The organism is Mesorhizobium sp. WSM4807 (genome assembly GCF_055811615.1).
Genome location: NZ_JBVVQY010000006.1, coordinates 34,820 through 59,656 on the forward strand (window position 1 = coordinate 34,820; position 24,837 = coordinate 59,656).

27 protein-coding genes and 1 pseudogene are annotated in these 24,837 nt (G+C 61.5%); 8 read left to right on the forward strand and 20 right to left on the reverse strand.

What is annotated here, in order from left to right; all coding sequences use genetic code 11:
- Nucleotides 1–3: 3 nt before the first annotated feature.
- From AC0L3N_RS09650 to coaD, 16 genes and pseudogenes are all read right to left on the reverse strand, one after another.
- Complete coding sequence (locus tag AC0L3N_RS09650; RefSeq protein ID WP_473547342.1) at nt 4–1,086, reverse strand: ABC transporter ATP-binding protein; 1,083 nt, start codon at nt 1,084–1,086, stop codon at nt 4–6.
- A 28-nt stretch (nt 1,087–1,114) separates the two neighbouring features.
- Nucleotides 1,115–2,641 carry a glycerol-3-phosphate dehydrogenase gene (gene glpD / locus AC0L3N_RS09655; protein ID WP_473547344.1) on the reverse strand — a complete coding sequence of 509 codons (1,527 nt, stop codon included), beginning with the start codon at nt 2,639–2,641 and terminating at the stop codon, nt 1,115–1,117.
- Between the two features lie 126 nt (nt 2,642–2,767).
- Entirely contained in the window at nt 2,768–3,535 is a 768-nt protein-coding gene (locus tag AC0L3N_RS09660; RefSeq protein WP_123145812.1) for a DeoR/GlpR family DNA-binding transcription regulator, read from the reverse strand.
- Nucleotides 3,536–3,659: 124 nt separating this feature from the next.
- The gene (locus tag AC0L3N_RS09665) at nt 3,660–5,072 is read right to left on the reverse strand and encodes a pyridoxal phosphate-dependent decarboxylase family protein (RefSeq protein ID WP_473547346.1); all 1,413 of its coding nucleotides are present in this window, start codon (nt 5,070–5,072) and stop codon (nt 3,660–3,662) included.
- A gap of 55 nt (nt 5,073–5,127) precedes the next feature.
- Nucleotides 5,128–5,859, reverse strand: a complete 732-nt coding sequence (locus AC0L3N_RS09670; RefSeq protein WP_095492829.1) for a proteasome-type protease — start codon at nt 5,857–5,859, stop codon at nt 5,128–5,130.
- A gap of 31 nt (nt 5,860–5,890) precedes the next feature.
- Nucleotides 5,891–6,685: a transglutaminase family protein gene (locus AC0L3N_RS09675; protein WP_473547348.1), complete on the reverse strand. Its 795-nt coding sequence runs from the start codon at nt 6,683–6,685 to the stop codon at nt 5,891–5,893.
- A 61-nt stretch (nt 6,686–6,746) separates the two neighbouring features.
- A complete protein-coding gene (locus AC0L3N_RS09680) occupies nt 6,747–7,688 on the reverse strand; it encodes an alpha-E domain-containing protein (protein WP_473487047.1) in 942 nt (313 codons plus the stop codon).
- A 63-nt stretch (nt 7,689–7,751) separates the two neighbouring features.
- Nucleotides 7,752–8,067, reverse strand: a pseudogene (locus AC0L3N_RS09685) (four helix bundle protein).
- A 101-nt stretch (nt 8,068–8,168) separates the two neighbouring features.
- Nucleotides 8,169–9,581 carry a circularly permuted type 2 ATP-grasp protein gene (locus AC0L3N_RS09690; RefSeq protein WP_165848376.1) on the reverse strand — a complete coding sequence of 471 codons (1,413 nt, stop codon included), beginning with the start codon at nt 9,579–9,581 and terminating at the stop codon, nt 8,169–8,171.
- Nucleotides 9,582–10,064: 483 nt separating this feature from the next.
- On the reverse strand, nt 10,065–10,301 hold the full coding sequence (locus tag AC0L3N_RS09695) for an Lrp/AsnC ligand binding domain-containing protein (RefSeq protein WP_095492825.1): 237 nt from the start codon (nt 10,299–10,301) through the stop codon (nt 10,065–10,067).
- A 231-nt stretch (nt 10,302–10,532) separates the two neighbouring features.
- Nucleotides 10,533–11,663, reverse strand: a complete 1,131-nt coding sequence (gene tgt / locus AC0L3N_RS09700) for a tRNA guanosine(34) transglycosylase Tgt (RefSeq protein WP_473547350.1) — start codon at nt 11,661–11,663, stop codon at nt 10,533–10,535.
- Nucleotides 11,656–12,771, reverse strand: a complete 1,116-nt coding sequence (gene queA / locus AC0L3N_RS09705; RefSeq protein ID WP_473547352.1) for a tRNA preQ1(34) S-adenosylmethionine ribosyltransferase-isomerase QueA — start codon at nt 12,769–12,771, stop codon at nt 11,656–11,658. The genes tgt and queA overlap by 8 nt, the downstream gene beginning before the upstream one ends.
- 12 nt (nt 12,772–12,783) lie before the next feature.
- Entirely contained in the window at nt 12,784–13,182 is a 399-nt protein-coding gene (locus tag AC0L3N_RS09710; RefSeq protein WP_135937499.1) for a hypothetical protein, read from the reverse strand.
- Nucleotides 13,179–13,691, reverse strand: a complete 513-nt coding sequence (locus AC0L3N_RS09715) for a peptidylprolyl isomerase (protein ID WP_095492821.1) — start codon at nt 13,689–13,691, stop codon at nt 13,179–13,181. Before AC0L3N_RS09715 ends, AC0L3N_RS09710 begins: the two co-directional genes overlap by 4 nt.
- Before the next feature lie 28 nt (nt 13,692–13,719).
- Nucleotides 13,720–14,310 (reverse strand): peptidylprolyl isomerase, encoded by a 591-nt coding sequence (locus AC0L3N_RS09720; RefSeq protein WP_473547355.1) that lies wholly within the window; start codon nt 14,308–14,310, stop codon nt 13,720–13,722.
- 75 nt (nt 14,311–14,385) lie between these two features.
- Nucleotides 14,386–14,886 carry a pantetheine-phosphate adenylyltransferase gene (gene coaD, locus AC0L3N_RS09725; RefSeq protein WP_473547357.1) on the reverse strand — a complete coding sequence of 167 codons (501 nt, stop codon included), beginning with the start codon at nt 14,884–14,886 and terminating at the stop codon, nt 14,386–14,388.
- A 270-nt stretch (nt 14,887–15,156) separates the two neighbouring features.
- Here coaD and AC0L3N_RS09730 point away from each other — a divergent pair, with 270 nt between their 5' ends.
- Complete coding sequence (locus AC0L3N_RS09730) at nt 15,157–15,309, forward strand: hypothetical protein (RefSeq protein WP_095485300.1); 153 nt, start codon at nt 15,157–15,159, stop codon at nt 15,307–15,309.
- Nucleotides 15,310–15,368: 59 nt separating this feature from the next.
- Here the strand turns inward: AC0L3N_RS09730 and gyrA are convergent, their stop codons facing one another.
- Nucleotides 15,369–18,179, reverse strand: coding sequence for a DNA gyrase subunit A (gene gyrA, locus AC0L3N_RS09735; RefSeq protein WP_473547359.1), 2,811 nt, complete (start codon nt 18,177–18,179; stop codon nt 15,369–15,371).
- 191 nt (nt 18,180–18,370) lie between these two features.
- Entirely contained in the window at nt 18,371–19,225 is an 855-nt protein-coding gene (locus tag AC0L3N_RS09740; protein ID WP_123145803.1) for a helix-turn-helix transcriptional regulator, read from the reverse strand.
- A gap of 103 nt (nt 19,226–19,328) precedes the next feature.
- Here AC0L3N_RS09740 and AC0L3N_RS09745 point away from each other — a divergent pair, with 103 nt between their 5' ends.
- Nucleotides 19,329–19,865, forward strand: a complete 537-nt coding sequence (locus tag AC0L3N_RS09745) for a hypothetical protein (RefSeq protein ID WP_473547361.1) — start codon at nt 19,329–19,331, stop codon at nt 19,863–19,865.
- 74 nt (nt 19,866–19,939) lie between these two features.
- Complete coding sequence (locus AC0L3N_RS09750; protein ID WP_473547363.1) at nt 19,940–20,569, forward strand: MarC family protein; 630 nt, start codon at nt 19,940–19,942, stop codon at nt 20,567–20,569.
- Between the two features lie 89 nt (nt 20,570–20,658).
- On the opposite strand, the gene AC0L3N_RS09755 is transcribed toward AC0L3N_RS09750, so the two are convergent.
- Both AC0L3N_RS09755 and ssb read right to left on the reverse strand, forming a co-directional pair.
- Nucleotides 20,659–21,084, reverse strand: a complete 426-nt coding sequence (locus AC0L3N_RS09755; protein WP_473547364.1) for an OsmC family protein — start codon at nt 21,082–21,084, stop codon at nt 20,659–20,661.
- Between the two features lie 134 nt (nt 21,085–21,218).
- Entirely contained in the window at nt 21,219–21,737 is a 519-nt protein-coding gene (ssb, locus tag AC0L3N_RS09760; RefSeq protein WP_473547366.1) for a single-stranded DNA-binding protein, read from the reverse strand.
- A 391-nt stretch (nt 21,738–22,128) separates the two neighbouring features.
- Between ssb and AC0L3N_RS09765 the strand changes: the two genes are divergently transcribed.
- The 5 genes from AC0L3N_RS09765 to AC0L3N_RS09785 all read left to right on the forward strand — a co-directional run bounded on the left by AC0L3N_RS09765 (nt 22,129) and on the right by AC0L3N_RS09785 (nt 24,240).
- The gene (locus tag AC0L3N_RS09765) at nt 22,129–22,344 is read left to right on the forward strand and encodes a cupin domain-containing protein (RefSeq protein ID WP_473547368.1); all 216 of its coding nucleotides are present in this window, start codon (nt 22,129–22,131) and stop codon (nt 22,342–22,344) included.
- A gap of 77 nt (nt 22,345–22,421) precedes the next feature.
- On the forward strand, nt 22,422–22,736 hold the full coding sequence (locus AC0L3N_RS09770) for an ArsR/SmtB family transcription factor (RefSeq protein ID WP_095492810.1): 315 nt from the start codon (nt 22,422–22,424) through the stop codon (nt 22,734–22,736).
- The gene (locus tag AC0L3N_RS09775) at nt 22,733–23,227 is read left to right on the forward strand and encodes an SRPBCC family protein (protein ID WP_473547371.1); all 495 of its coding nucleotides are present in this window, start codon (nt 22,733–22,735) and stop codon (nt 23,225–23,227) included. Before AC0L3N_RS09770 ends, AC0L3N_RS09775 begins: the two co-directional genes overlap by 4 nt.
- A gap of 21 nt (nt 23,228–23,248) precedes the next feature.
- Entirely contained in the window at nt 23,249–23,854 is a 606-nt protein-coding gene (locus AC0L3N_RS09780) for an ATP-dependent Clp protease proteolytic subunit (RefSeq protein WP_473547373.1), read from the forward strand.
- Between the two features lie 158 nt (nt 23,855–24,012).
- Nucleotides 24,013–24,240, forward strand: a complete 228-nt coding sequence (locus AC0L3N_RS09785) for a hypothetical protein (protein WP_473547626.1) — start codon at nt 24,013–24,015, stop codon at nt 24,238–24,240.
- The last annotated feature ends 597 nt before the right edge of the window (nt 24,241–24,837 follow it).

Consider the following 24,837-nt stretch of genomic DNA (forward strand, 5'->3'; position numbering starts at 1 on the left):
CCCTCAAGCCGCCAGCATCTGTGGCGGCGCGGCCGAGCGGCCGTTCGCGTCGAAAACCATGATGTGCCGCGGATCGATGAACACCTCGATGGTCTGGTCCGGCTCGAACACCAGGATGCCGTGCTCCAGCATCACCCAGCGGACATCGGCGAAGTCGAGATGCACAAAGCTTTCAGAACCGGTGATCTCGGTCACCGAGACCTTGGCTTTCACCGGAACCGCCGACGGGCTCGGCCGGGCAAGAGAGAGATGGTGGGGCTGGAAGCCGATCGTGTAACTCGTATCGGCAATACCGGCGAGTTCAGCCGGCACCGGGAGGTCCACCCCACCATCAAGAAGGAAGCTCGAACCGCTCTTCTTCAGCACGATCGTGTTGAGCGGCGGATCGGCGAATGTCTTGGCCGTGACGAGGTCGTTCGGCCTGCGGAAGACGTCGATCGTCGGGCCGAACTGGGTGATGCGGCCTTCGGAAAGCGTCGCCGTGTTGCCGCCGAGCAGCAAGGCTTCGTGCGGCTCCGTCGTGGCGTAGACGAATATGGTGCCGGTCGCCGCGAAGATCTTCGGCAATTCCGCGCGCAACTCCTCGCGCAGCTTGTAGTCGAGGTTGGCGAGCGGCTCGTCGAGCAGCACGAGGCTGGCGTTCTTGACGATGGCGCGCGCCAGCGCGGTGCGCTGCTGCTGGCCGCCGGAGAGGCTGAGCGGTGTGCGGTCGAGGAAGGGCGTCAGCTTGAGAAGGGCTGCGGCATCGCGCACCTCCTTGTCGATCTTTGCCCGCTGGGTCCCGGCCACCCTCAGCGGCGAGGCGATGTTCTCGTAAACGGTCATCGCCGGATAGTTGATGAACTGCTGGTAGACCATGGCGACGTTGCGCTTCTGCACCGGGATGCCGGTGACATCCTTGCCATCGAACCAGACCGAACCGGATGTCGGCACATCAAGGCCGGCCATCAGCCGCATCAGGCTGGTCTTGCCGGAAAGCGTCGGTCCAAGAAGGACGTTGAGCGAGCCGTGCTGGAGCGTCAGCGACACGTCGCGTATATGCTCCGTCGCGCCGATCGTCTTCGTGACGTTTCTCAGTTCCAGCATGATGCCTCCTCCCAGGCTTTCTGCATCACTATTCGGCAGCCGCGACATGGCGCCGGCTTATCCCGCGCATGAATTCGTCGAGCGCTGCCGCCTGCTCGCGGCTCAGATGCAGGCCGTGCTTGGTCCTGCGCCACAATACATCTTCGGCCGTCATCGCCCATTCATTTTGAACGAGGTAGCGCACCTCGGCCTCGTAGAGATCGGCGCCAAAGTTGCGGCCAAGGTCGGCATTCGACCTGGCGAGGCCCAGCAGCATCCTTGCGCGAGTCCCGTAAAGCCGGGTCAGGCGGCGCGCCAGACGCGCATCGAGGAACGGATAGGCCGTCTTCAGTTTCGCCACTTCGGCGTCGAAGCCGCTGGCCGGGAAATCGCCGCCCGGCAGCGACGCGTTTGCCGTCCACGGTTTGCCGCGCTTGCCGAGAAAACCCTCGATTTTCTCGAGCATCGATTCCGATAGCCGGCGATAGGTGGTGATCTTGCCGCCGAAGGTGTTGATGATCGGCGCCGTGCCATCGCCGCCGTCGGTCTTCAGAACATAATCGCGGGTCGCTTCCTGCGCCTTCGAGGCGCCGTCGTCATAAAGCGGGCGCACGGCGGAATAGGTCCAGACGATGTCCGAACGCTTGACCGGTTGCGCGAAATATTCGCTCGCCGCAGCACAGAGATAATCGATCTCGGCATCGCTGATCTTCACGTCGTGCGGGTCGCCAGAATAGTCCTGGTCGGTGGTGCCGATCAGCGTGAACTCTTCCTCGTAGGGGATAGCAAAGATGATGCGGCCATCCTTGTTCTGGAAGAAATAGGCGCGCGGATCGTCGAACTTCTTGCCGATGACGATATGGCTGCCCTGTACCAGCCGGACATTGTGCACATCGTGCAAGCCGACCGTAGCGGACAGCACGTGGTCGACCCATGGACCGGCGGCGTTGACCAAAAGCCGCGCCTTGACCTCATCGGTGTCCCCGGTCTGCATGTTTTCCAGCCTGACCGCCCAAAACTCGCCTTCACGGCGTGCGCTGATGACTTTCGTGCGGGTTCGGATCGTTGCGCCGCGATCGGCGGCGTCCCGGGCGTTCAACGCCACCAGCCGCGCATCGTTGACCCAGCCGTCGGAATATTCGAAGGCCTTTCGAAACAACGGCTTCAGCGGCTTGCCGGCCGGGTCCTTTGCCATGTCCAGCGTCTTGGTCGCCGGCAGCAATTTGCGCCCGCCGATGTGGTCGTAAAGGAAAAGGCCGAGCCTGATCAGCCAAGCCGGGCGCAGGCCCTTGGAGTAGGGCAGCACGAAGCGCATCGGCCAGATGATGTGCGGCGCGTTTTTCCAGAGAACCTCGCGTTCCATCAACGCTTCGCGCACCAGGCGGAACTCGTAGAACTCAAGATAGCGCAAGCCGCCATGGATTAGCTTGGTCGAGCCGGAGGAAGTGCCGCTGGCCAGATCGTTCATTTCGGCAAGGAAGACCGAGAAGCCGCGCCCAACCGCATCGCGGGCGATGCCGCAGCCGTTGATACCGCCACCGATGACGAAGATGTCATGGATCGGGGGTGCGCTCACAACAGTCCTCCCGGATTTCGCATTGCAGCATTTTTAGGTTTTTACGAAACCGTGATGGGATTATTTCGAAATGAGAACGAATGTCAAACGAAATATAAACGGCGACAATTGCCGCAACGGCACCCACTAGGAGAGCGACGTTTCGATCAGTTGAACCTCTGCCTCCTGGCAGATCTTGCGCACCGACGGGATGTCGCAGCGGTCGGTGATGAAGGTGTTGACCTGCGACAGATGGCCGATGCGGACCGGCGCTGTCCGTTCGAACTTGGTCTGGTCGGAAACGAGGATGACATGCCGGGCATTGGCGATGATCGCCTGCGCCACCTTCACTTCACGAAAATCGAAATCGAGCAGCGCGCCGTCATGGTCGATCGCCGAGGCGCCGATCACCGCGTAGTCGACCTTGAACTGCCTGATGAAATCAACCGCCGCCTCGCCGACCACGCCACCGTCTGAGCCGCGCACGACGCCGCCGGCGATCACCACTTCGATCGAAGGATATATGCGCATCCTGTTGGCAACATTGATGTTATTGGTGATGACCATCAGGCCGCTGTGATCAAGGAGCGCCTTGCTGACCGACTCCGTCGTGGTGCCAATATTGATGAACAGCGAGGCATTGTCCGGGATCAGCCTGGCTGCTGCGCGGCCGATCGCCTCCTTCTCATCGGCGGCGATCTTGCGCCGTGCCTCATATTCCATGTTCTCGATGCCGGATGGGAACAGCGCCCCGCCATGAACGCGCGATAGCAGCCGCTGGTCGCACAAATCGTTAAGATCCTTGCGAATGGTCTGCGGCGTCACGTTGAAATGCGTCGCCAGATCGTCGACCAGCACGCGGCCATTGTCCTTGGCCATCTGGATGATTTCGGAATGACGCGGCGACAGATACATTGGGACCTCCCGTTTTCGTTTTTCTTGTCTATAGCGGAAAACGAAAGTGATGAAAAGGTATGAGCCGGCTAACGAAATTACATGCGTCCAAAGACAAACCTCGACGCAACTTTGCCGATCAATTTCAGGCCAGCCCGCGGGCGATTTCGGTGATGACCTCGAAAGCGGTGTCGACATCCGCCGCCGTCGTCTCGAACTGACCGACCTGAAAGCGGATCGCGATCTGCCCGTCCACCCGTGTCTGCGTCAGGTAGATGCGGCCATCGTCGTTGATCGCATTGACCAGTCGCAGGTTGTGTTCGTCCGAATCGATGCCGGCCGCCGCCAGATGCCGGAACGAAAACAGCGACAGCATCGGTTCCGTGACGATCTCGAAATCCGGTTCCCTGGCCAGCCGGGCGGCAAGACCTTCGCTCCAGGCGACATGGCTGCGGATCATGGTCCGCAGATTTTCCAGCCCGTGTGCGCGCAGCAGGAACCACAGTTTCAGTGCGCGAAAGCGCCGCCCGAGCGGCACCGACCATTCGGAATAGTTGATGATGCCGTCGCGTCCATGCGTCTTCAGGTAATCCGGCTTGATGGCGAGCGTCCGCACCAGGTCTTCCGGTCGGCGGATGAACTGCATCGAGCAGTCGAACTGCGCGCCCAGCCATTTGTGTGGGTTGAAGACGATGGAATCCGCCTCCTCCACGCCCGCCCAGAAATGCCGGTATTCCGGACATATCATCGCCGATCCGGCCCAGGCGGCATCGACATGCAGATAGAGCCCGTACCGCTTTGCCACTGCGGCGACGCCGGCGATGTCATCGGTGCCGCCGGTGCTGGTGCCGCCGACACAAGCGATGATGCCGGCCGGCAGCATGCCGGCATCCCGGTCGGCGACGATCGCCGCTTCGAGGGCTGTGACATCCATGGCGCGAAGGCGGCCGGCAACCGGAATGCGCACGAGATTGTCCTCGCCGATGCCCGATACCCAGATTGCCCGGTCGATGGAAGTATGGACCTGGTCGGAAGAATAGACGCGCAATATCGGCTGGCCCTGCAGGCCCTTCTTGTTGCCCTGCCAGTTGAGCGCGCGCTCGCGCATGGTCAGCACGGCGGCAAGCGTCGCCGACGATGCCGAATCCTGCATGACGCCGGAAAACCCTTCCGGCAGGCCAAGCGCCTGACGCATCCAGTCGACGACGCGCGTCTCGAGTTCGGTCGCTGCCGGCGAGGTCTGCCAGAGCATGCATTGCGCGGCCATCACCGAGACCAGATATTCGGCCACCACGGAAGCTGGTGCGGCATTGGCCGGGAAGTAGGCGAAGAAGCGCGGATGCTGCCAATGCGTCATGCCCGGCAGGATTTTTTGCTCGAAGTCGGCGAAGATTGCCTGCATCGTTTCGCCTTTTTCCGGCGGCGAGACATCGATGCTTCTAGAGATTTCGCCCGGTTCGACAAGCGGCCGCACCGGCCTTTCGCGAAGTGTGCTTCTGTAGTCGGCACCCCATTCGGCCGCGTACAGCGACCATTCCCGGAATTCGCTGCTATTCATTTTCCTCTCCGTCGCATCGAGCCCAGCAATCAAAGAGCACGAAAAACGGAGGCTTTCATTCGGGAAAATCGGGCAGGCTCGCAAAAGCAGCCTTCAGTGCATTCGACCAGCCGTCCGAGATGGTGCGGTAGTATTGATCGTCCTGGGCTATCCGCTTCTTCAGGCTGACCTTGAAGGCGTCCTTTTCATAGAACAGCAGGTCGAGCGGCAGACCCACCGACAGGTTTGATTTCAGCGTCGAGTCGAACGACACCAGCAGCAGTTTCACCGTCTCGGCGAAACTCATCGTCTTTTCATAGGCGCGGATGATGATCGGCTTGCCGTATTTGGTCTCGCCGATCTGGAAAAACGGCGTGTCGTCGGTGGATTCGATGAAATTGCCTTCCGGATAGATCATGAACAGCCGCGGCGCGCTGCCCTTGATCTGGCCGCCGAGGATAAAAGAGGCATTGAAATAGGAATCGGCCTTCTCGCCCGCCGGCGACGAACTGGCGATGACTTCCTTGACGGTGTCGCCGACCATCCGTACCGTCTGGTACATAGAAGGCGTTTCGAGCAGCGTCGCGTGGCGATCGGCCACCGCCTTGGTGCGTTCGTCGAGCAAACTGACGACGGCCTGCGTCGTCGCCAGATTGCCGGCCGACATCAGCACGATGACGCGCTCGCCCGGCTCCTCCCAGACATGCATCTTCTTGAAGGTCGAGATTGAATCCATGCCGGCATTGGTACGCGTGTCAGACATGAACACGAGCCCACGATCGATCTTCAGGCCGACGCAATAGGTCATCGAATCTCTTTGGCGGCAATCTTGCCGTGGATTACTGCTCCACGGTGACGATGACCGCAAGCTGTTCTTCCGCTTGTCCCAGCCGAATTCCTGATACGGGCGTGGCGTCGCGGTAATCACGGCCGGTCGCCACCTTTACATAGCGTTCGTCGGGCGAAATGCCGTTGGCGACGTCGAACGCGACCCAGCCAAGGCCCGCAACATGCGCCTCGGCCCAGGCATGGCTAGCCGCCTGCTCGACCGCAGCATCCATCATCAAATAACCGCTGACGTAGCGGGCCGGAAAGCCAATGGCGCGTGCGGCGGCGGCAAAGATGTGGCTGTGGTCCTGGCAGACGCCGGTCTTGAGCGCCAGCGCGTCCTCGGCCGGCGTCGCCGCATTGGTGGTGCCCGGCGTATAGGCGACGCGCTCGCCGATCACCGCCATCAGCCGGTGCAATCTTTCGATATCGGTCCCCTCGCCGACCGAGGCCGCGAGTTCGCGAATGCCGCTGCCGACCGTGGTCAACGGGGTTTCATGGCCAAACAGCCAGAGCGGCGCGAAACCCTGATGTGGCCCGGAGACGCCGGATGTGTCGCGTGTCACCACCTCGCCTGATGCCTCGACGGTGATGAAATCGTGGTCGCCTTCGACGCTCAACAGCCGCGTGTCGTTGCCGAAATGGTCGGTGAAGCGAACTTCCTCGCGCGCCCCTTCGATCGTCAGCGCCCAGGACAAAACGGTCTGCGTCGGCCCGCTGACCGGAAGCAGCCGTAACCGCTGCAACAGATAGTGCACCGGCGCATCGTAGCGGTATTCGGTCCGGTGGGTGATCCTCAGCCGCATTGCTCTCGTCCCCTGAGCATGATCTTTTCCGGAAACAGGCTTTCACTTTCCGGGATCATGCTCAATAGAACCTGTAGTCCTGCGCGATCTCGTCGCCGAGCCTGGTGTTATCGCGAATGAAATTGGCCAGGAATTCATGCAGGCCGGCGTCGAATATGTCCTTGATCGAGCCGGCCGTCAGCATGGCCTGGGTCTTGCCGGCTGTCGCATGACAGGCATGGCGCTCGCCATAATCGTCGCCCAGGAATCTGAGATGCTCCGTCAGGAAACGATAGCAGAAGGTCAGCGAGCGCGGCATGCGAACATTGAGGATCAGATAGTCGGCGATGTTGCTCGGCTTGTAGTCTGCCTCGTAGACCCAGCGATAGGAGCGGTGCGCCGACACCGATCGCAGGATCGATTCCCACTGGTAATTGTCGAGCGTCGAGCCGACCCACGAAATCGACGGCAACAGCACGTAATATTTCACGTCCAGGATGCGCGCCGTGTTGTCGGCGCGTTCGACATAGGTGCCGAGCTGCGAGAAATCGAATATCTCGTTGCGCAGCATGGTGCCGTAGAACGAACCGCGGATCAGCGCCGTTTCGCGCTTGATCGCGTCGAGCACGCTGGGCAGGTCGCGTTCGTCGATCGGCTTGGCCAGCATGCGCTTCAGCGACATCCAGGCCTCGTTGATGCTTTCCCAGGTTTCGCGGGTCAGCGCGGTGCGCACCATGCGGGCGTTGTTGCGGGCCGTCTCGATCGACACCATCGTGCTCGACGGGTTCGATGTGTCGCGCAGCAGGAAATCCGCGACATTGGCGGCGGTATAGTCGGAATATTTCTGCGTGAAGGCGGCGTCCGAGCCGGCGCTGAGCAGCACCGAATTCCACTCTTCGGAGGCGTTCTGGGTGCGGGTCAGCGCCATGCGCAGCCCGGCATCGACCAGCCGCGCCATGTTTTCCGCCCGTTCGATATAGCGGTTCATCCAGTAGAGCCCGTTGGCGGTGCGGCCGAGAAGCATGTCAACTTGCCTCGATGTCGAGCGAGTAGCGAATAGGGAATAGCGAATAAGGGAAAAAGGACTTCATGACTTTTGTTGCAGACTCCTGATCATCGAACGCAACATTTTTCCCGATCTCCTCGGTTTGGTTAAGCAACCGACCACCCTCTTTCTCGACCAGCAAGCCCACTCTCCCGGACAAGATCAGGTGCGTTTCCAATTCTTTGAGAGAACCTTGAGCAATGCGCAGAAATTGAATGAAGGCTCCCGTATTTTCTCGTCCGTGACCCTCCGCGATGTTTGCTGCGATTGACGCCGCCGAGCGCCTTATCTGAGAGGTCATTCCGTATGCTTCCTTGCTCGGGAACGCTGTCGTCACGGAATAGCAATCTACCGCCAATTCGATGGCTGCCTTCCAAACAATCAGGTCCCTGTAAGAATTGATCGCCGTCGCACACCCCCTATTCGCTACTCGCTATTGCCTACTCGCTACTTCCCACTCTAATCATCCAGCACCCACGTATCCTTGGTGCCGCCGCCCTGGGACGAATTGACCACCAGCGAGCCCTCCTTCAGCGCCACGCGCGTCAGCCCGCCCGGCACGATCTGGATGCGGTCGGAAACCAGCACGTAGGGCCTGAGGTCGACATGGCGCGGCGCCAGCCCTTTGTCGGTCAGGATCGGACAGGTCGACAGCGCCAGCGTCGGCTGGGCGATGTAGTTCGACGGTTTTGCCGCAAGTTTTTTGGAAAAGTCCTCGCATTCCTTCTTGGTCGCCGCCGGCCCGACCAGCATGCCGTAGCCGCCGGAGCCGTGCACCTCCTTCACCACCAGCTCGTCGATATGTTCGAGCACGTATTTCAGGCTGTCCGGCTCCGAGCAGCGCCAGGTCGGGATGTTGCCGAGGATTGCCTTGCGGCCGGTGTAGAATTCGACGATCTCGGGCATGTAGGAATAGATCGCCTTGTCATCGGCGATGCCGGTTCCCGGCGCATTGGCGATGGTGATGTTGCCGGCGCGGTAGACATCCATGATGCCCGGCACGCCAAGTGCTGAGTCCGGACGGAAGGTCAGCGGATCGAGGAAAGAATCGTCCACCCTTCGATAAAGCACGTCGATCTGCTTGTAGCCTTCGGTCGTACGCATCGCGACGTGGCCATCGACGACGCGCAGATCCTGCCCCTCGACAAGCTGCACGCCCATCTGGTCGGCAAGGAAGGCATGTTCGAAATAGGCGGAGTTGAAGCTGCCCGGCGTCAGCACGGCAATGGTCGGCGCACCCTTGGTGCTCAGCGGTCGCACCGCCGCCAGCGACTGGCGCAAGAGCTGCGGATAGTTTTCCACCGGCCGCACCTTGATCTGCTGGAACAGCTCGGGAAAGAGCTGCATCATCGTCTCGCGGTTCTCCAGCATGTAGGAGACGCCGGACGGCGTGCGCGCATTGTCCTCCAGCACGTAGAATTCGTTCTCGCTGATGCGCACGATATCGACGCCGATGATATGGGTGTAGACGCCGGCCGGCGGCCGCACTCCGATCATCTCCGGCAGGAACGCCTCGTTCTTGGCGATCAATTCCTTGGGGACGCGCCCGGCGCGCAAGATCTCCTGACGGTGGTAGATATCGTCGAGAAAGGCGTTCAGCGCTTGGACGCGCTGCTCGATGCCTTGCGTCAGCCGTCGCCATTCATTGCCGGAAATGATGCGCGGAACGATATCGAAGGGAATAAGGCGTTCGGAGGCTTCCTGCTCGCCATAGACGGCAAAGGTGATGCCGGTCTTGCGAAAGACGCGTTCGGCGTCCTGCATCTTCTCGCTAAGCCTGGCCGGATCCTGCTCCTTCAGCCAGCGGTCGTAAGCCGAATACGGTTTTCTCAATCCGGAGATTTCCGGAAGCATTTCGTCGAACGCTGGCAATCGCATACTCCCCTGTGAGGCCATTTCACTGGCGTCACGCGAGAAAATCAAGCGCAATCGGTGATTTGGAGGATGCCGGCGACCAGTATGTCGCGACCTGCCTAAAAATAGGGCAGCGCCGATATGGCTGGGTCAGGCTTTGCCTCGTGCCCGGGCAGGTGGCAGGCGCCGCTCAGAGACTGTTTCGAAATTCGCTCTGGCGAGTCATATGGTGGTGGTTTCGAGAACCGGCGCGCAGCGGACATTAGAGCGCTGCGCGTCCAATTGGACGCGCAAAGGACGCTCTAACACTTTGCATTTGCGCATGATCCTTTCCGGAAACCGAAATCGGTTTCCGGGGTCATGCGCTAGTCCGTGAGCACCGGCCTACGCCGGCCGTAGCTTTAACTGCCACGACCGCTCATAAGTGCTTCGGCCGGCGAAGGCCGGAAGCGCAGAAAACGCCATCAGATGGCCGCCAGAGTAGAGTTTCCAAACGGTCTCTCAGAACGCGCGGAAGGTGACGACTGTAAACGTGTCCTTGATACCTGGAAGAATCTGCACCTTCTCGTTGACGAAATGGCCGATGTCTTCCTCGTCGTCGACATAGAATTTGGCGAGCAGATCGTAGTCGCCGGCTGTCGAGTAGATTTCCGAGGCGATCTCGGCATCGGCCAACGCGCCGGCAACGTCATAGGACTTGCCCAGATCGCACTTTATCTGCACGAAAAATGCCTTCATTGCCCGGTCCTGCTCAAGCTTGCACGCATAATCGGCCCTTGTGGCAGACTGCCGCCCGGCTTTCAAGCATCAGGACGGCGCTCAGGCGGAACCCGACTTAAGTGCAGCCAATCGCCGAAATGTTCGCGCCCGCTGATCGTCGGGCCGGACGGCAAGGATTACCCGACGGCAGTTCCCACATCACTGGCTGCAACCTGCGCGCGGCACTTCGCTGAGCACCTGAGCGCTCGATCACATCGCCGGGATATCGCCCCTCGCCCAGCCCTCGGAAATTTCCGCCGCCCGCGCCTCGAAGGCGCCGGCGTCGATGGCGGCACGAATGTCCTGCATCAGCTTCTGATAGTAGGAAAGATTGTTCCAGGTCAGAAGCATCGCCCCCAGCGCCTCTTGCGAGCGGACCAGATGGTGCAGATAGGCGCGTGAATAATCTCTGGCGGCCGGGCAGTCGCTTTCCTCGTCGAGCGGACGCGGATCGTCGGCATGGCGGGCGTTGCGCAGATTGACCTTGCCGCGCCTTGTATAGGCGAGGCCATGGCGGCCGGCGCGTGTCGGCATCACGCAATCGAACATGTCGATGCCGCGCGCCACCGATTTCAATATGTCGTCAGGCGTGCCGACACCCATCAGATAACGCGGCCTGTCGGCGGGCAGCTCCGGGCAGCTGATGTCGAGCATTTCGAGCATCACCGCTTGCGGCTCGCCGACCGCCAGCCCGCCGATCGCATAGCCCTTGAGGTCCATCGCTTTCAGCGCCTGCGCCGAGCGCAGCCGCAGGGCCGGTATGTCGCCGCCCTGGACGATGCCAAACATTGCCTTCCCGGACTGGTCGCCGAACGCCGTCTTGCAACGCTCGGCCCAGCGCAGCGACAGCTCCATCGCCCGCTCGATCTCCTTCTCCATGGCCGGCAGCGCGGTGCATTCGTCGAGCTGCATCTGGATGTCGGAATCGAGCAGCCCTTGGATCTCGATCGAGCGCTCGGGCGACATCTCATGGGCGGCGCCGTCGATATGCGAGCGGAAGGTAACGCCCTTTTCGGTCAGTTTCCTCAGCTTCGACAGCGACATCACCTGGAAGCCGCCGCTGTCGGTCAGGATTGGGTGCGGCCAGCGGGCGAATTCATGCAGGCCGCCAAGCCGCGCCACACGTTCGGCGCCGGGCCGCAGCATCAGATGATAGGTGTTGCCCAGGATGATATCCGAGCCGACGCCGCGCACCTGATCCATATACATGGTCTTGACCGTGCCGCCGGTGCCGACCGGCATGAAGGCCGGCGTGCGGATTTCTCCGCGCGGCATGGTGATGGAGCCGCGCCGCGCTTTGCCGTCGGTCGCCAGCACCTCGAAGGTGAACGCCTTAGTCATTGAATTCTTGTCGTATACCGGGCGCGCGTCCATCGTTCTCCTCTTTGAACAGAAGGCTTGCATCTCCGTAGGAGTAGAACCTGTAGCGGGTCTCGATGGCATGTGCATAGGCCGCACGCATTGTTTTCAGACCGCAAAACGCCGAAACCAGCATGAACAGCGTTGAGCGCGGTAGATGGAAATTGGTCATCAGCATGTCGGCGGCCTTGAAACGATAGCCGGGCGTGATGAAGATGTCGGTCGGACCCGACCATCCGGCCAATGTGCTGTCCTCCCGCGTGGCGCTCTCCAGCAGGCGCAGCGACGTCGTACCGACGGCGATGATGCGCCCACCGCGCGCCTTCGCCGCGTTGAGCGCCGCGGCTGTTTCCGGGCTGACAGAACCGATCTCGGCATGCATCTTGTGGTCGGCGGTGTCGTCGACTTTCACCGGCAGGAACGTGCCGGCGCCGACATGCAGGGTGACGAAGCGCCGCTCGACGCCTTTGGCATCGAGAGCGGCGAAAAGCTCGGGCGTGAAATGCAGGCCGGCAGTGGGTGCCGCCACAGCCCCCTCCTCCCTGGCATAGATGGTCTGGTAGTCGCTGCGGTCGCGTTCGTCGTCGTCGCGCTTCGAAGCGATGTAAGGCGGCAGCGGAATGTGGCCGACGGCGTGCAACGCCTCATCGAGAAACGGACCTGAGAGGTCAAAACCGAGCAAAGCCTCGCCGGCCTCGCCCTTCTCGATCACCGTGGCATCGAGCTGGCCGAGAAAGCAGGAATTGGCGTCATGGCCGAAATGGATGCGGTCGCCAACGGCGATGCGCTTGCCCGGCCGCATGAAAGCCAGCCAGCGGTCGGGAGCCACCCGCATGTGCAGCGTGGCTTCGACCTGCGCCGCTGCTTCGCCGCGCCGCCTGATGCCTTTCAGCTGCGCCGGGATGACCTTGGTATCGTTGAAGACCAGCACGTCACCGGTCTCGAGCAGGGACGGCAGCTCGCGCACCGTCCGGTCCTCAAGTCCCTTACCCGGTCTGACAACCAGCATTTTGGCGCTGTCGCGCGGTTCCGCCGGTCGAAGCGCGATGCGCTCCTCCGGCAGATCAAAGTCGAATAGATCGACGCGCAAGAAAACCCCGCCTCAAAATTCCGGGCAGGTCACCGCCCAGGCGCCAACACCGTCGATGCTCAGCGTGCCGCCCATTGCGAAATTGGACTGTTCGCTGGCCTTGACCAGTCGCAATTTGGCTACGATCGAGCTGATGCCCTCATCGGTGAGATCGATCGCCATGTGCTGGTCGTCCTCGAATGCCTGTCCGACGATGACTTTCGTCGAACCCGGCTGACCGTCGGTGGTCCAGTTCCTGCCGCCGGCATCAAGCCATACGCGCGCAACCGCGATGACGGCAGTGTGCCCCATCAGGACGTCGATCGATGCCGCGTCGCCTTCAGCGCTGCAAACAATCGATTCTGTCGCCAGCGCCGGAGTAGCCGCCGCGACAAGCATCAGAGTGATCGCCGCGACAGCCCGGTAGGTCATTTTACGTCGGCCGCCACCTTCAGCGACACGATCTTGTCAGGATCCGGCACCGGCTCGCCGCGCTTGATCTTGTCGACATTGTCCATGCCTTCGATGACCTGGCCCCAGACCGTGTATTGGCGGTTGAGGAAGGCGGCATCGTCGAAGCAGATGAAGAACTGCGAGTTGGCCGAGTTCGGGTTCTGCGAGCGTGCCATCGAGCAGGTGCCGCGGCCGTGATTGGCGTTGGAGAACTCCGCCTTCAGGTCGGGCTTGTCGGAGCCGCCGGTGCCGGCGCGCGACGGTGCGAAAGTGGGCTTGCTGGAATTGCCGAATTTCACGTCCCCGGTCTGCGCCATGAAGCCGTCGATGACGCGGTGGAACACCACGCCGTCATAAGCGCCTTCGCGCGCCAGTTCCTTGATACGGCCGACATGGCCGGGTGCCAGATCGGGAAACAGTTCGATGACGACCTTGCCCTTGGTCGTTTCCATGATGAGCGCGTTCTCGCGGTCCTTGATCTCGGCCATGTCAGAATATCCTTTGAAACAAATGGGTTTACTTGCCGTCGGCGGCGATGCGCACCTTGATCATGCGATCGGGACCGGTGACGACCCCGTTCTGCGCCTCGTCGCCTTTCTTTATCTGGTCCACCAACTCCATGCCTTTCTCGACATTACCGACAATGGTGTACTGGCCATCGAGCGGCGGCGCCGGCGCGAACATGATGAAGAACTGCGAATTGGCGGAATCCGGGTCCTGCGAGCGGGCCATGCCGACCACGCCGCGCTCGTAGCGCTCGGACGTCGAGAATTCGGCCGGCAGGTCGGGAAGATCGGAACCGCCGGTACCGACAGCATCGGCGTTGAAGCCGTTCTTCATGTTGCCGAACTTCACGTCGCCGGTCTGCGCCATGAAGCCGTCGATGACGCGGTGGAAAGCCACATTGTCGTAAGCGCCCTGACGCACCAGCTTCTTGATCTGCTCGACATGCTTCGGCGCGAGATCGGGCCTGAGCGCGATGGTCACGTCGCCGCCCTTCAGAGTGATGATCATGGTGTTTTCCGGATCGGCGGCGAACGCCGAAACAGACGCAGCCACAAGACCGAAAACAACGACAAAGCAGGTGGCGAGCCTTTTGAGCTGCATGGATATTTCTCCGAAAACCTTTGTTTCGTGCATGTCGTTGTCCCAAAACCGGGTTCCACGTTTGGGCGACATGCGTTATTTCGCGAATTTGGCGGTAAGTGCGCCGGCCACAGCCGCCGGCACGAAGGGGCGGATGTCGCCTCCCATCGAGGCTATCTGACGGACAAGTGTGGCGGTAATGGTTCGCACCGAAGGGCTGGCGGGCAGAAAAACCGTCTGCAGTTCCGGCGCCATTGTCTCGTTCATGCCGGCCATCTGCATCTCGTAGTCGAGATCGGTGCCGTCGCGCAGGCCGCGGATCATGATCGAGGCGCCCTGCTTCCTGGCCGCCTCGATGACCAGCCCGTCGAAAGCGACAACCTTGATGCGCGCGCCGTCGCGGCCGAATTCGGCCTTCGTCGCTGCTTCGATGAGGCCGACCCGTTCCTCGAAGGAAAACAGCGGCTTTTTGCCGGGATGAGTGCCTATCGCCGCATACACGGTGTCCGCCACGGCCAGCGACGCCTTCAGCACGTCGAGATGGCCGTTGGTCGGCGGGTCGAAAGAGCCGGCATAAAGGGCGATGCGTTCTGTCATGGCAGGGTGCTTCTAGCGAGCCTCTCTCGCAAAGGCAATCCGATCAGCGAGCCGCCAATGCATGTCGCCGCAAAAGCATGCCCTCGGGCCTGACCCGCATCGGCTGAGCCACGTTAATCGCGATGCGCTTTGAGTGAACCTTTTGGCCGAGATGAACGACCAATGAATGGGCCGATCACGAAGGCTTCACGCAGCGTTCACCAGGTTGCAGCTTCAGAAGATGAAACCAAAACCCCATTTAATCGTTGCTAGGTGCAGGAGAACACGCACATGCTGATCTACATGCTCGCCGCCGCAATGACCGTCGCCATGCTGATAGCCACCGTATTCGGGCTGCATCAGGAAGCAGGGCGTGTCCGCGCCAAGGCCAATACCAAACGGTTCGAAGGCTTCGGTATCCGCAAGCCTTATCGCCACTTCTGAACCGGCCGCTATTTGTTGACGGCGCCGGACCCATCGGGCCGGCACTCCCCAATCAAGGTCTAGTCGGCGTTGTTGTCCGGGCCAGCGCCTTCAGCACCGGCATCCGGGCCGGCATCGCCCTCGACACTCTCTTCGGCTTCCTCATCCGACTGCGGTTCCGATATCCGCTCCACCGAAACGACCTTCTCGCCGTCAGCCGTGTTGAAGATGGTCACGCCCTTGGTGGCGCGGCTGGCGAAACGAATGCCGTTGACCGGCACGCGGATGACGGTGCCGCCGTCCGAGACAAGCATGATCTGATCGTCATTGCCGACCGGGAAAGTCGCCACCAGGCGGCCGATCTCAGCCACTTTCGACACATCGGTGGCACGGATACCCTTGCCGCCGCGCCCTGTGAGGCGGAAATCATAGGAAGACGAACGCTTGCCGTAGCCATATTCCGTCACCGTCAGCACGAACTGCTCGTGTGCGTTGAGGAATTCATAGCGCTCGTCGGAAAGCTCCGTCTCCTCGCCGACCTCCTCATTGGTGAGCTGGATATCTTCGTCCTCGCCCGCCGCAATGCCGGCGGCGAGCCGCCTTTCGGCCGCCACCCGCTTGAGATAGGCGGCGCGCTCGGCCGGTGGCGCGTCAACATGTTCGATCACCGCCATCGAGATTACCCGGTCGGTGGCAGCCATGGCGATGCCGCGCACGCCGACCGAATTGCGGCTCTGAAAGACGCGCACGTCGCTGACCGAGAAGCGGATGCACTGGCCGGAGCTTGCGGTCAGAAGCACGTCGTCACTGTCGGTGCAGGTCTCGACGCCGAGAATCTCGTCGCCTTCCTCTTCCAGCTTCATGGCGATCTTGCCGTTGCGGTTGACCTGGACGAAGTCCGACAGCTTGTTACGGCGCACCGTGCCGCGCGTCGTGGCGAACATCACGTCGAGCTCGCCCCAGCTGGTCTCGTCCTCGGGCAGCGGCATAATGGTGGTGATGCGTTCGCCCTGCTCCAGCGGCAGCATGTTGATCAGCGCCTTGCCGCGCGACTGCGGATTGCCGCTCGGCAGGCGCCAGACCTTTTCCTTGTAGACGATGCCACGCGAGGAGAAGAACAGCACCGGCGTGTGCGTGTTGGCGACGAACAGCCGGGTGACGAAATCCTCTTCCTTGGTCGACATGCCGGAGCGGCCCTTGCCGCCGCGGCGCTGCGCCCGGTAGAGCGACAGCGGCACACGCTTGATGTAGCCGGAATGGCTGACCGTCACGACCATGTCCTCGCGCTGGATCAGGTCCTCGTCTTCCATATCGGCCCCGCCCTCTGAGAGTTCGGTGCGGCGCGGCGTGCCGAACTCGTCGCGCACGGCGGCAAGCTCGTCCTTGACGATCTGCTGAATGCGGGCTCGGGACGACAGGATGTCCAGGTAATCCTTGATCTCGTCGCCGATCGTGTTCAACTCGTCGGCGATTTCGTCGCGGCCGAGCGCGGTCAGCCGCTGCAGGCGCAGTTCGAGGATGGCGCGGGCCTGTTCCTCGGACAGATTGTAGGTGCCGTCCTCATTGATGCGGTGGCGCGGATCGTCGATCAGCAGGATCAGCGATTCGACGTCGCCCGAGGGCCAGCGCCGCTCCATCAACTGCTCGCGCGCCGTCTGCGGGTCCGGCGCGCTGCGGATCAGCTTGATGACCTCGTCGATGTTGGCAACGGCAATGGCAAGGCCGACCAGCACATGGGCGCGGTCGCGCGCCTTGCGCAGCAGGAATTTCGTGCGCCGGCTGATCACGTCCTCGCGGAAGGCGACGAACGCCTTCAGCATGTCGGTCAGCGTCAGCAATTCCGGCTTGCCGCCGTTCAGCGCCACCATATTGGCGCCGAAAGACGTCTGCAGCGGCGTAAACCGGTAGAGCTGGTTGAGGATGACGTCGGCGACCGCATCGCGCTTCAGTTCGATGACGACGCGGTAGCCTTGGCGGTCGCTCTCGTCGCGAATGTCGGAAATGCCCTCGATGCGCTTGTCGCGCACAAGCTCGGCCATCTTCTCGATCATCGACGACTTGTTCACCTGGTAGGGAACCTCGGTGATGACGATCGATTCACGGTCGTTGCCGCGCGCCTCGACGTTGACGCGGCCGCGCATGACGATGGAACCGCGGCCTGTCGAATAGGCGCTGTAGATGCCGGAGCGGCCGAGCACGATGCCGCCGGTCGGGAAATCCGGCCCTGGAATGATCTCCATCAGCGCCGGCAGGTCGATCGCCGGATTGTCGATGAGGGCAATGGCGCCGTTGCAGACCTCGCCCAGATTGTGCGGCGGGATGTTGGTGGCCATGCCGACGGCGATACCGCCGGAGCCATTGACCAACAGGTTTGGGAAGCGCGCCGGCAGGACTTTCGGCTCGCTGCCGGACGCATCATAAGTGTCCTGGAAATCAACGGTGTCCTTGTCGATGTCTTCCAGCAACTCATGCGCGACCTTGGTCAGCCGCGATTCGGTATAACGCATCGCCGCCGGCGGATCACCGTCGATCGAGCCGAAATTGCCCTGCCCGTCGATCAGCGGCACGCGCAGCGACCAGTCCTGCGCCATGCGCACCAAGGCGTCGTAGATCGAGGCGTCGCCATGCGGATGGTATTTACCCATCACGTCGGCGACCGGGCGCGCCGACTTCACATATTTGCGGTTCCAGTGGTAGCCACTCTCATGGGCGGCATAGAGGATGCGGCGATGCACCGGCTTCAGCCCGTCGCGCACGTCGGGCAGCGCACGGCTGACGATCACGCTCATGGCGTAATCGAGATAGGAGCGCTGCATCTCCTCGATGATGGATATCGGCTCGATGCCGGTCGGGCCGCCGTCGGCGCCGCGCGGTGTCTTCTGGTCGGTCAAATCAGGTCACAATCTAATCGGGAATCACTCGGTGCTTATATAGGAAGCCGGGTCGAAACTCCAATGTCCGCGGTCGTTTTCCAGTGGCGATTTTTGTGGTGATTTCAAAAGGATATCACTGATTGCGACGATATGGCCGAGGCGCTTTTTCGTGGCTGTCGCGGCAAAGCTCATTGTCAGGCCAATTTGCTTCACAAAGCCGGAACGGCAGATGCGTTAAGCAATTTATCGCCTCGCCGCTGGAGCCGATAGGCGCCGGGCGCCTCGCCCATCACGCGCCGGAAACGGCGATTGAAGGTCGACAAATCGTTGAACCCTGCCTCGAAGGCGATCATCGAGATTGGCTCGTCCGACATGCGCAGCCGCACCGCCGCCCTGTGCAGGCGGGTTTTCAGCAGGAACTGGTATGGCGTCATGCCCGCGATGCGTCGGAACGTGCGGAGGAAATGATACGGGCTGGTCGCCGTCTCGCTTGCAAGCGCAGCAAGCGAGACCGGCCGGTCGGCATCCAGCTCAATGCGCCGCACTGCCTCCGCGACACGTTTCTGGTCGCGGCGGCTCGGCGCCTGGGCAGCAGGCGTGATACCGGAGGCAACGGCTGCGCCGGCAATCCGCAAACCGAGTTCCTCGAACGCCTCGATGTCGGCCATCTCGCGTGCGGCTTCCGCCTCGGCCAGCAGCGGTGCCAGCGCCGGTAACGGCGGCAGCCGCGGCGTCTCGAAGGCCAGCTTCTTCGTGCCCGGCGTGTCGGCGACGATCTGTTCCATATAGGCCGGGCTGAAATGATAGGAGATGCAGCGGTCGCCGACGCCATGCTCGTGCCCACACTCGTAGCAGGTGCCAGGGTTGCCGAGCAGAAGCGCGCCCGGCGTCAGCATCGCCGTGCCCTGGCTTGCGCGGTAGCGGAAGGTGCCATTGGTGACCACGGCGACGCAGAAGTTGCGATGCTCTTCCTCGAACGGGCGATCAGCGACGCCGGCAGTGCAGACCACGTCCGACACCTGCCAGCCTTTTCCGGACGCCAGTGTATGCACGCTCGTCGTCATGGCCGAAACATAGCAATTTTTCCCAAGCGCAAGAAGCCTGGCCCGGCGTACTCATCCCATTCTCCTGACAAGATGGGGCTCCTGACAAGAAGAGACCACAACCATGTTCAATTCATCCTCCTTTGCCGAAGCCCTGCACAGCGACGGGCCAGCCGCAAACTTTGCCGAGAAACTGGATCTTTACGGCCGTTTCGTCGGCGCCTGGACATTCGACGCCACGCGCCATCTCGAAGACGGCCAGCTGCTGACCGGGCGTGGCGAGGTGCATTTCGGCTGGGTGCTCGAGGGCCGCGCGATCCAGGACGTATGGATCCTGCCCGCGCGGAACACTGGCCCACAGAGTTCCCTCGGCAAATGGACCTTCTATGGCACGACACTGCGCATCTATGACCCCGGCGTCGACGCCTGGCATATCTTCTGGAGCGATCCGCGCACCCAGTATTACAGCCGCCAGCTCGGCCGTGCCGAGGGCGACACCATCATCCAGCAAGGCGCTGACGGCACCGGCGCTTCGGTGCGCTGGAGCTTTTCCCGGATTACCGAAAACTCCTTCCGCTGGCTGGGCGAACGCTCGCAGGACGACGGCGCGACCTGGCGGCTCGAAGTCGAGTTCCTGGCGCAACGCGCAACCAACAGTTGACCGCACGGTTTCCTCTGACCCTGCTTTGCTCTACCAATGCCGGTGTTCGGGCGCGCCCGGCGGGAGGGTCAGAGATGCCGAGCTTCGACAGCCTGTTCAACGCCTTCGTCACCATCCTCGTGACCATCGACCCGCCTGGCCTGGCGCCGCTCTTCCTCGCCGTGACGCGCGGCATGAACCGCGAGGAGCGCAACCAGGTTTCCGTGCGCGCCTCGATCATCGCATTCCTGGTGATGGCGCTGTTTGCAATCGCCGGCGCATCGATCCTGTCGGTGTTCGGCATCACGCTGCCGGCGTTCCGCGTCGCCGGCGGGTTCCTGCTGTTCTTCATCGCCTTCGAAATGGTGTTCGAGCGCCGGCAGGACCGCAAGGAGAAGATCGGCGACGTCGCCATCACCAAGGACATGATCCACAACATCGCCGCCTTTCCACTGGCGATCCCGCTGATCGCCGGTCCGGGCGCGATTTCAGCGACGGTCCTGCTGTCCGGCTCTTTTCCGGGTTTTGGCGCGCAGGCAGCCCTTGTCGGCATCATCGCGATCTGCCTTGTGATCACCTACCTGGTGTTTGTGCTGGCCGAGCGCATCGACCGGGTCCTCGGTCAGACCGGCCGCTCGATCCTGACACGGCTGCTCGGTGTCATCCTGGCGGCGCTCGCCGTGCAGTTCGTCGCCGACGGCATCAAGGCGCTGATGGCGGTATGAAAATGAAAGCGGCCTCGCGCTTGATTGCCGAGGCCGTCATTTTCGGCGCGCCCAGCTCGCACGACGAACCGCCGCCACTGGGTGCTATCCTACTTAGCCGTGGTGTCGATGACTTCGAAGTCGTGGGTCATCTCGGCAGTCTTGGCCAACATCGCCGTGGCTGAGCAGTATTTTTCGATCGACAGGTCGATCGCCCGTTTCACCTTGTCGCGCGAAAGCGCGCGGCCCTTGACGATGAAGCGCATATGGATGCGGGTGAACACCCGCGGCTCCTTCTCCGCCCGGTCGGCGTCGAGTTCGACCACGCAGTCTTCGACCGCCTCGCGCCCCTTTTCGAGGATGTGGACCACATCATAGGCCGAGCAGCCGCCAGTGCCGAGCAGTACCAGCTCCATCGGGCTTGGTCCCGGCGTCTTGCCTTCCGGTCCGAACGCAGTCCCCAGCACCACCTTGTGACCGCTGCCGGACTCGCCGACAAAAGTGCGCTCCTCGACCCATTTGACCCGTGCTTTCATCTGATACGTCCTTTCACCGCGCACTACTCAAACGCACAACGTCCCGAAAATCCAAGACAGATTTTCGGGACGCCAATGCGTGGCCTCAAATAGCTGGCGTTGTCAGCTCGCGCAGAGCCGTTCGCTCCGAGCGATCAGAACGGAATCTCGTCGTCCAGTTCGCGCGACGAACCGCCGCCACCCTTGTTGCCGCCACCGCCGCCGCGATTGAAACTCTCGCCCGGGCCGGACTGGCCAAAATCGGAACCGCGGCTGCTGCCGCTACCGGTATAGCTGCCGACCTGACCGCCCTCGCCCTGCCCGCGTGCGTCGAGCATCTGCAGGTCGCCACGGAATTTCTGCACCACGATTTCGGTCGTGTAGCGGTCATTGCCGGTCTGGTCCTGCCATTTGCGCGTCTGCAACTGGCCCTCGACATAAACCTTCGCGCCCTTCTTCAGATACTGCTCGGCGACCTTGGCGAGCTGCTCGTTGAAGATGACGACACTGTGCCACTCGGTCTTTTCCTTGCGCTCGCCGGAAGTCTTGTCGCGCCAGCTTTCCGAGGTGGCGACGCGGATATTGACGACCGGCTCACCCGAATTCAAACGGCGGATTTCCGGATCCGCCCCGAGATTGCCCACCAGAATGACCTTGTTGACGCTACCCGCCATGATACTTCTCCGCGCTCATCCGAAACAAAATTTCTGTCGCTCACCTTATAGACTGCGGACAATCCCCGCCTGCCGTGGCTGCCTTTTCCCACAAGGTTTTTGTTCTCTTTTTGTTCTAGGCTCATCAATCCCTACTGTCAAGGAATGTCAGCAACAAGTAGTATCTTGGGCCTGGAAATTCCACGAAATCTGGCCGCCGGGATCGAAGGTTGAACACAATGAAGACAGTTGCACATGAGGACCAGCCGCAAGAAGAGTGGCGAGCGGGAGTACAAACCCGCTGCACGTCTCGGCCCGCAACGGCGCAACTCAACTTTGCATTTTTGAACAATGGGTCGAGCCCTGGGTTGGCGCCCCGACACATTGGCACCCGGTCGAGGAGGTGCTTACTGTGATCGCTGGCAAGGCTGAAATGTGGATCGATGAGGAACGTTTGGTCTTAACTCCCGGGCAGTCCCTTGTTGTTCCCGCGCACAGGAAACATGGCTTCCGAAACGCCGACTCCGAAACGCTTCATATCCAAGCCGTGCTCGCGTCGCCAATTTTCGAGGCGACGTTCGACGGGTCCCCCGAGATGGTGAGACGCTGGCTTCTAACGAGCCTGTAAAACAGCGCCCTGCCTAAAACACCGCCAGCCTAAAACGCCGCTTGCCAAACCAATAAGTGTCGACTTATGCTTCTGCCATGATCGAAGCAGAGATTTTTCGAGCGCTTTCCGACCCGACGCGACGTGCCGTCTACGAACGGCTCGCCGCCGGCGAGATGACCGTATCGGAACTGCGCAGCGGCATGACCGTATCGCAACCGGCCGTCTCGCAGCATCTCGCAGTGCTACGCGGCGCCGGCCTAGTGGCCGAGCGGCGAGCCGGCCGCAACGCTTATTATCGCGCCGATCCGCAAGGGCTCGACCCACTGCTTGGCTGGATCGAGCGCTACCGTGCGTTCTGGCCCGAGCGTATCGAAAGGCTCAAGGCGGTTTTGAAGGATATGGACCAATGACGGCAAAACAGCATTCGGACATGGCGGCAGCTTCGATCGAGTTCGAGTGCGAGCTTCCAGAGCCGCCGGAAAAAGTATGGCGGGCGCTAACGGTGCCGGACCTGCTCGCAGCCTGGATGATGCCGAACGACATCAAACCGGAGATCGGCGGCCGCTTTGCCTTTGCTAAGGCTGATGGTCAGATCGAGTGCGAAATCCTGGACGCCGAGCCCGAACGCCTGCTGCGTTATTCCTGGCGGGAGCGGCCGGCGCCTGGCAACGCAGCGGATCCGCTTGCCAGCCCGCTGGACAGCCCAATGGATAGCATCGTCACCTTCACGCTCGACCGCACCCTGTCGGGCGGCACGCATCTGCGCATCGTCCACGATGGATTTGCGCGGGTAGCTACGCCTGCGGTTGCAGGCGCCGGTTGCCGGCTTTCGCTCAACGCACACAGCCCCAGACAGATCATAGCTGCAAACACGCCTCGCCTCTTCCTGCGCGCGGCCTGAGCGGCACAACGGAGAAAAGCGATGAGCGGTTTTGCTAGCCTGGTGCCGATGGTGATCGAGCAGTCGAGCCGCGGCGAACGCGCCTTCGACATTTTTTCGCGGCTGCTGCGCGAGCGCATCGTCTTCATCAACGGTCCGATCGACGACAACGTGTCGGCGCTGGTCTGTGCCCAGCTTCTGTCGCTGGAATCCGACAATCCTGACAAGGAGATATCGCTCTACATCAACTCGCCGGGCGGCGTGGTGACCAGCGGTTTCGCCATCTACGACACGATGCAGTATATAAGCAGTCCGGTATCGACTGTGTGCATGGGCTTTGCCGCCTCGATGGCCTCTTTCCTGCTGATGGCGGGCACGCCGGGCCGGCGCATCGCGCTGCCCAACACCAGCGTCCTGCTGCACCAGCCGTCAGGCGGTTTCCAGGGCCAGGCCTCCGACATCGAGCGCCACGCCGAAGGCATCCTCAGGACCAAGCGGCGCATGACCGAGCTTTACGCGCACCATTGCGGTCGCACCTTCGAAGAGGTCGAACGAACGCTCGACCGCGACCATTTCATGACCGCCGAGGAGGCAAAGACTTGGGGCCTCGTCGATCATGTTTTTGACACGCGTAAAAGGGCGGCGTGAAAGGGTAGCCGGCTCATGAGCAACGTCGGCCAAGTCATTCGGCAAGTTTGATCGCCACCGGTCTGGCTTCGACCATGGCGCGGCAATACAGTCCGTCGATGTCTAGGATTTCACGCACTTGCTTGAACCGACTGATCATCGGCATCGCCGTCGCGGCCATGACCTCCGGCACGGCGTTCGCTGAAAACAGTTCAACGCCGCCCCAGGAAGGCATGCTGCCAAGCGTGGCTGACGACTATCGCATCGCCAGACCGGCTCCCGAACCCGACGATGCCGTGCCCAGCACCGGTGACGGCCAGTTCAAGATCGGCGATACCGACGTCAGGATTTCCGGCAGCATAACTTTCGATGTCGGTGCCGGCACGATCAATGCCCCCCGGCGGTAGGACACCCCCATCAGTCTTCATAGCTGCCACAATCTCACGGCTCGCATGCGCTTGCGGCTATCCTGAAACGAACAGCCCCGCCGATGCTTCTGCAAACGGTCGGGGCTTTTTTTGGATCTAAAATCCAAACTTGCCGGGAGTACACTGCCGGCTTTTGATTTCGGATGCTTCGCGGCGTTCAGCCGACGATCCGACTAGTAGTCTCTGATTTTAATGGGGATCGGCAAGTCACGGTTTGTCGGGCGGCGCGAACGCCTGGCCCTGGCACTTATGCCTGCCGCGGCTCCAGCGACACGTGGAGCCTCAAGGGACTGTGCGGTGGAGTCATTCCTCTGCTCTCCTTTTCTGTCCATTGCGACCGGTGTCGTCCGAAGCGCATATCGCAAAAGCCTGCGGCGTCTCGCAGGCCACCTTGGGTGGCGAGGCCATCGAAAGACGGCCGGCTTCGGTTGACGTCTGAAGTCTGACTCTCTGAGGCTGAGACGTCAACCGTTGGATAGCCGATTACAAAAAATGTGATCGCTTGTGTGGCGAATCCGAAATTTGCATCCGTTTTGAGTAGCGCGGCGTCGGCCGTGGATTACATGGGCGCTTTTG

Coding starts and splice junctions, on each gene's coding strand:
- AC0L3N_RS09710 (WP_135937499.1), bottom strand. CDS start 13,182: ATGACCTACCGGGCTGTCGCGGCGATCACTCTGATGCTTGTCGCGGCG.
- AC0L3N_RS09730 (WP_095485300.1), top strand. CDS start 15,157: ATGCTGATCTACATGCTCGCCGCCGCAATGACCGTCGCCATGCTGATA.
- ssb (WP_473547366.1), bottom strand. CDS start 21,737: ATGGCGGGTAGCGTCAACAAGGTCATTCTGGTGGGCAATCTCGGGGCG.
- AC0L3N_RS09665 (WP_473547346.1), bottom strand. CDS start 5,072: ATGAATAGCAGCGAATTCCGGGAATGGTCGCTGTACGCGGCCGAATGG.
- AC0L3N_RS09720 (WP_473547355.1), bottom strand. CDS start 14,310: ATGCAGCTCAAAAGGCTCGCCACCTGCTTTGTCGTTGTTTTCGGTCTT.
- AC0L3N_RS09680 (WP_473487047.1), bottom strand. CDS start 7,688: ATGCTTCTCGGCCGCACCGCCAACGGGCTCTACTGGATGAACCGCTAT.
- AC0L3N_RS09755 (WP_473547364.1), bottom strand. CDS start 21,084: ATGAAAGCACGGGTCAAATGGGTCGAGGAGCGCACTTTTGTCGGCGAG.
- coaD (WP_473547357.1), bottom strand. CDS start 14,886: ATGACAGAACGCATCGCCCTTTATGCCGGCTCTTTCGACCCGCCGACC.
- AC0L3N_RS09785 (WP_473547626.1), top strand. CDS start 24,013: ATGACCTCCGGCACGGCGTTCGCTGAAAACAGTTCAACGCCGCCCCAG.
- AC0L3N_RS09675 (WP_473547348.1), bottom strand. CDS start 6,685: ATGCGGCTGAGGATCACCCACCGGACCGAATACCGCTACGATGCGCCG.
- AC0L3N_RS09695 (WP_095492825.1), bottom strand. CDS start 10,301: ATGAAGGCATTTTTCGTGCAGATAAAGTGCGATCTGGGCAAGTCCTAT.
- AC0L3N_RS09740 (WP_123145803.1), bottom strand. CDS start 19,225: ATGACGACGAGCGTGCATACACTGGCGTCCGGAAAAGGCTGGCAGGTG.
- AC0L3N_RS09770 (WP_095492810.1), top strand. CDS start 22,422: ATGATCGAAGCAGAGATTTTTCGAGCGCTTTCCGACCCGACGCGACGT.
- AC0L3N_RS09780 (WP_473547373.1), top strand. CDS start 23,249: ATGAGCGGTTTTGCTAGCCTGGTGCCGATGGTGATCGAGCAGTCGAGC.
- AC0L3N_RS09670 (WP_095492829.1), bottom strand. CDS start 5,859: ATGACCTATTGCGTCGGCCTGAAGATCGATCGTGGGCTCGTGTTCATG.
- AC0L3N_RS09745 (WP_473547361.1), top strand. CDS start 19,329: ATGTTCAATTCATCCTCCTTTGCCGAAGCCCTGCACAGCGACGGGCCA.
- tgt (WP_473547350.1), bottom strand. CDS start 11,663: ATGACTAAGGCGTTCACCTTCGAGGTGCTGGCGACCGACGGCAAAGCG.
- AC0L3N_RS09650 (WP_473547342.1), bottom strand. CDS start 1,086: ATGCTGGAACTGAGAAACGTCACGAAGACGATCGGCGCGACGGAGCAT.
- AC0L3N_RS09660 (WP_123145812.1), bottom strand. CDS start 3,535: ATGTATCTGTCGCCGCGTCATTCCGAAATCATCCAGATGGCCAAGGAC.
- AC0L3N_RS09715 (WP_095492821.1), bottom strand. CDS start 13,691: ATGGCCGAGATCAAGGACCGCGAGAACGCGCTCATCATGGAAACGACC.
- AC0L3N_RS09775 (WP_473547371.1), top strand. CDS start 22,733: ATGACGGCAAAACAGCATTCGGACATGGCGGCAGCTTCGATCGAGTTC.
- AC0L3N_RS09750 (WP_473547363.1), top strand. CDS start 19,940: ATGCCGAGCTTCGACAGCCTGTTCAACGCCTTCGTCACCATCCTCGTG.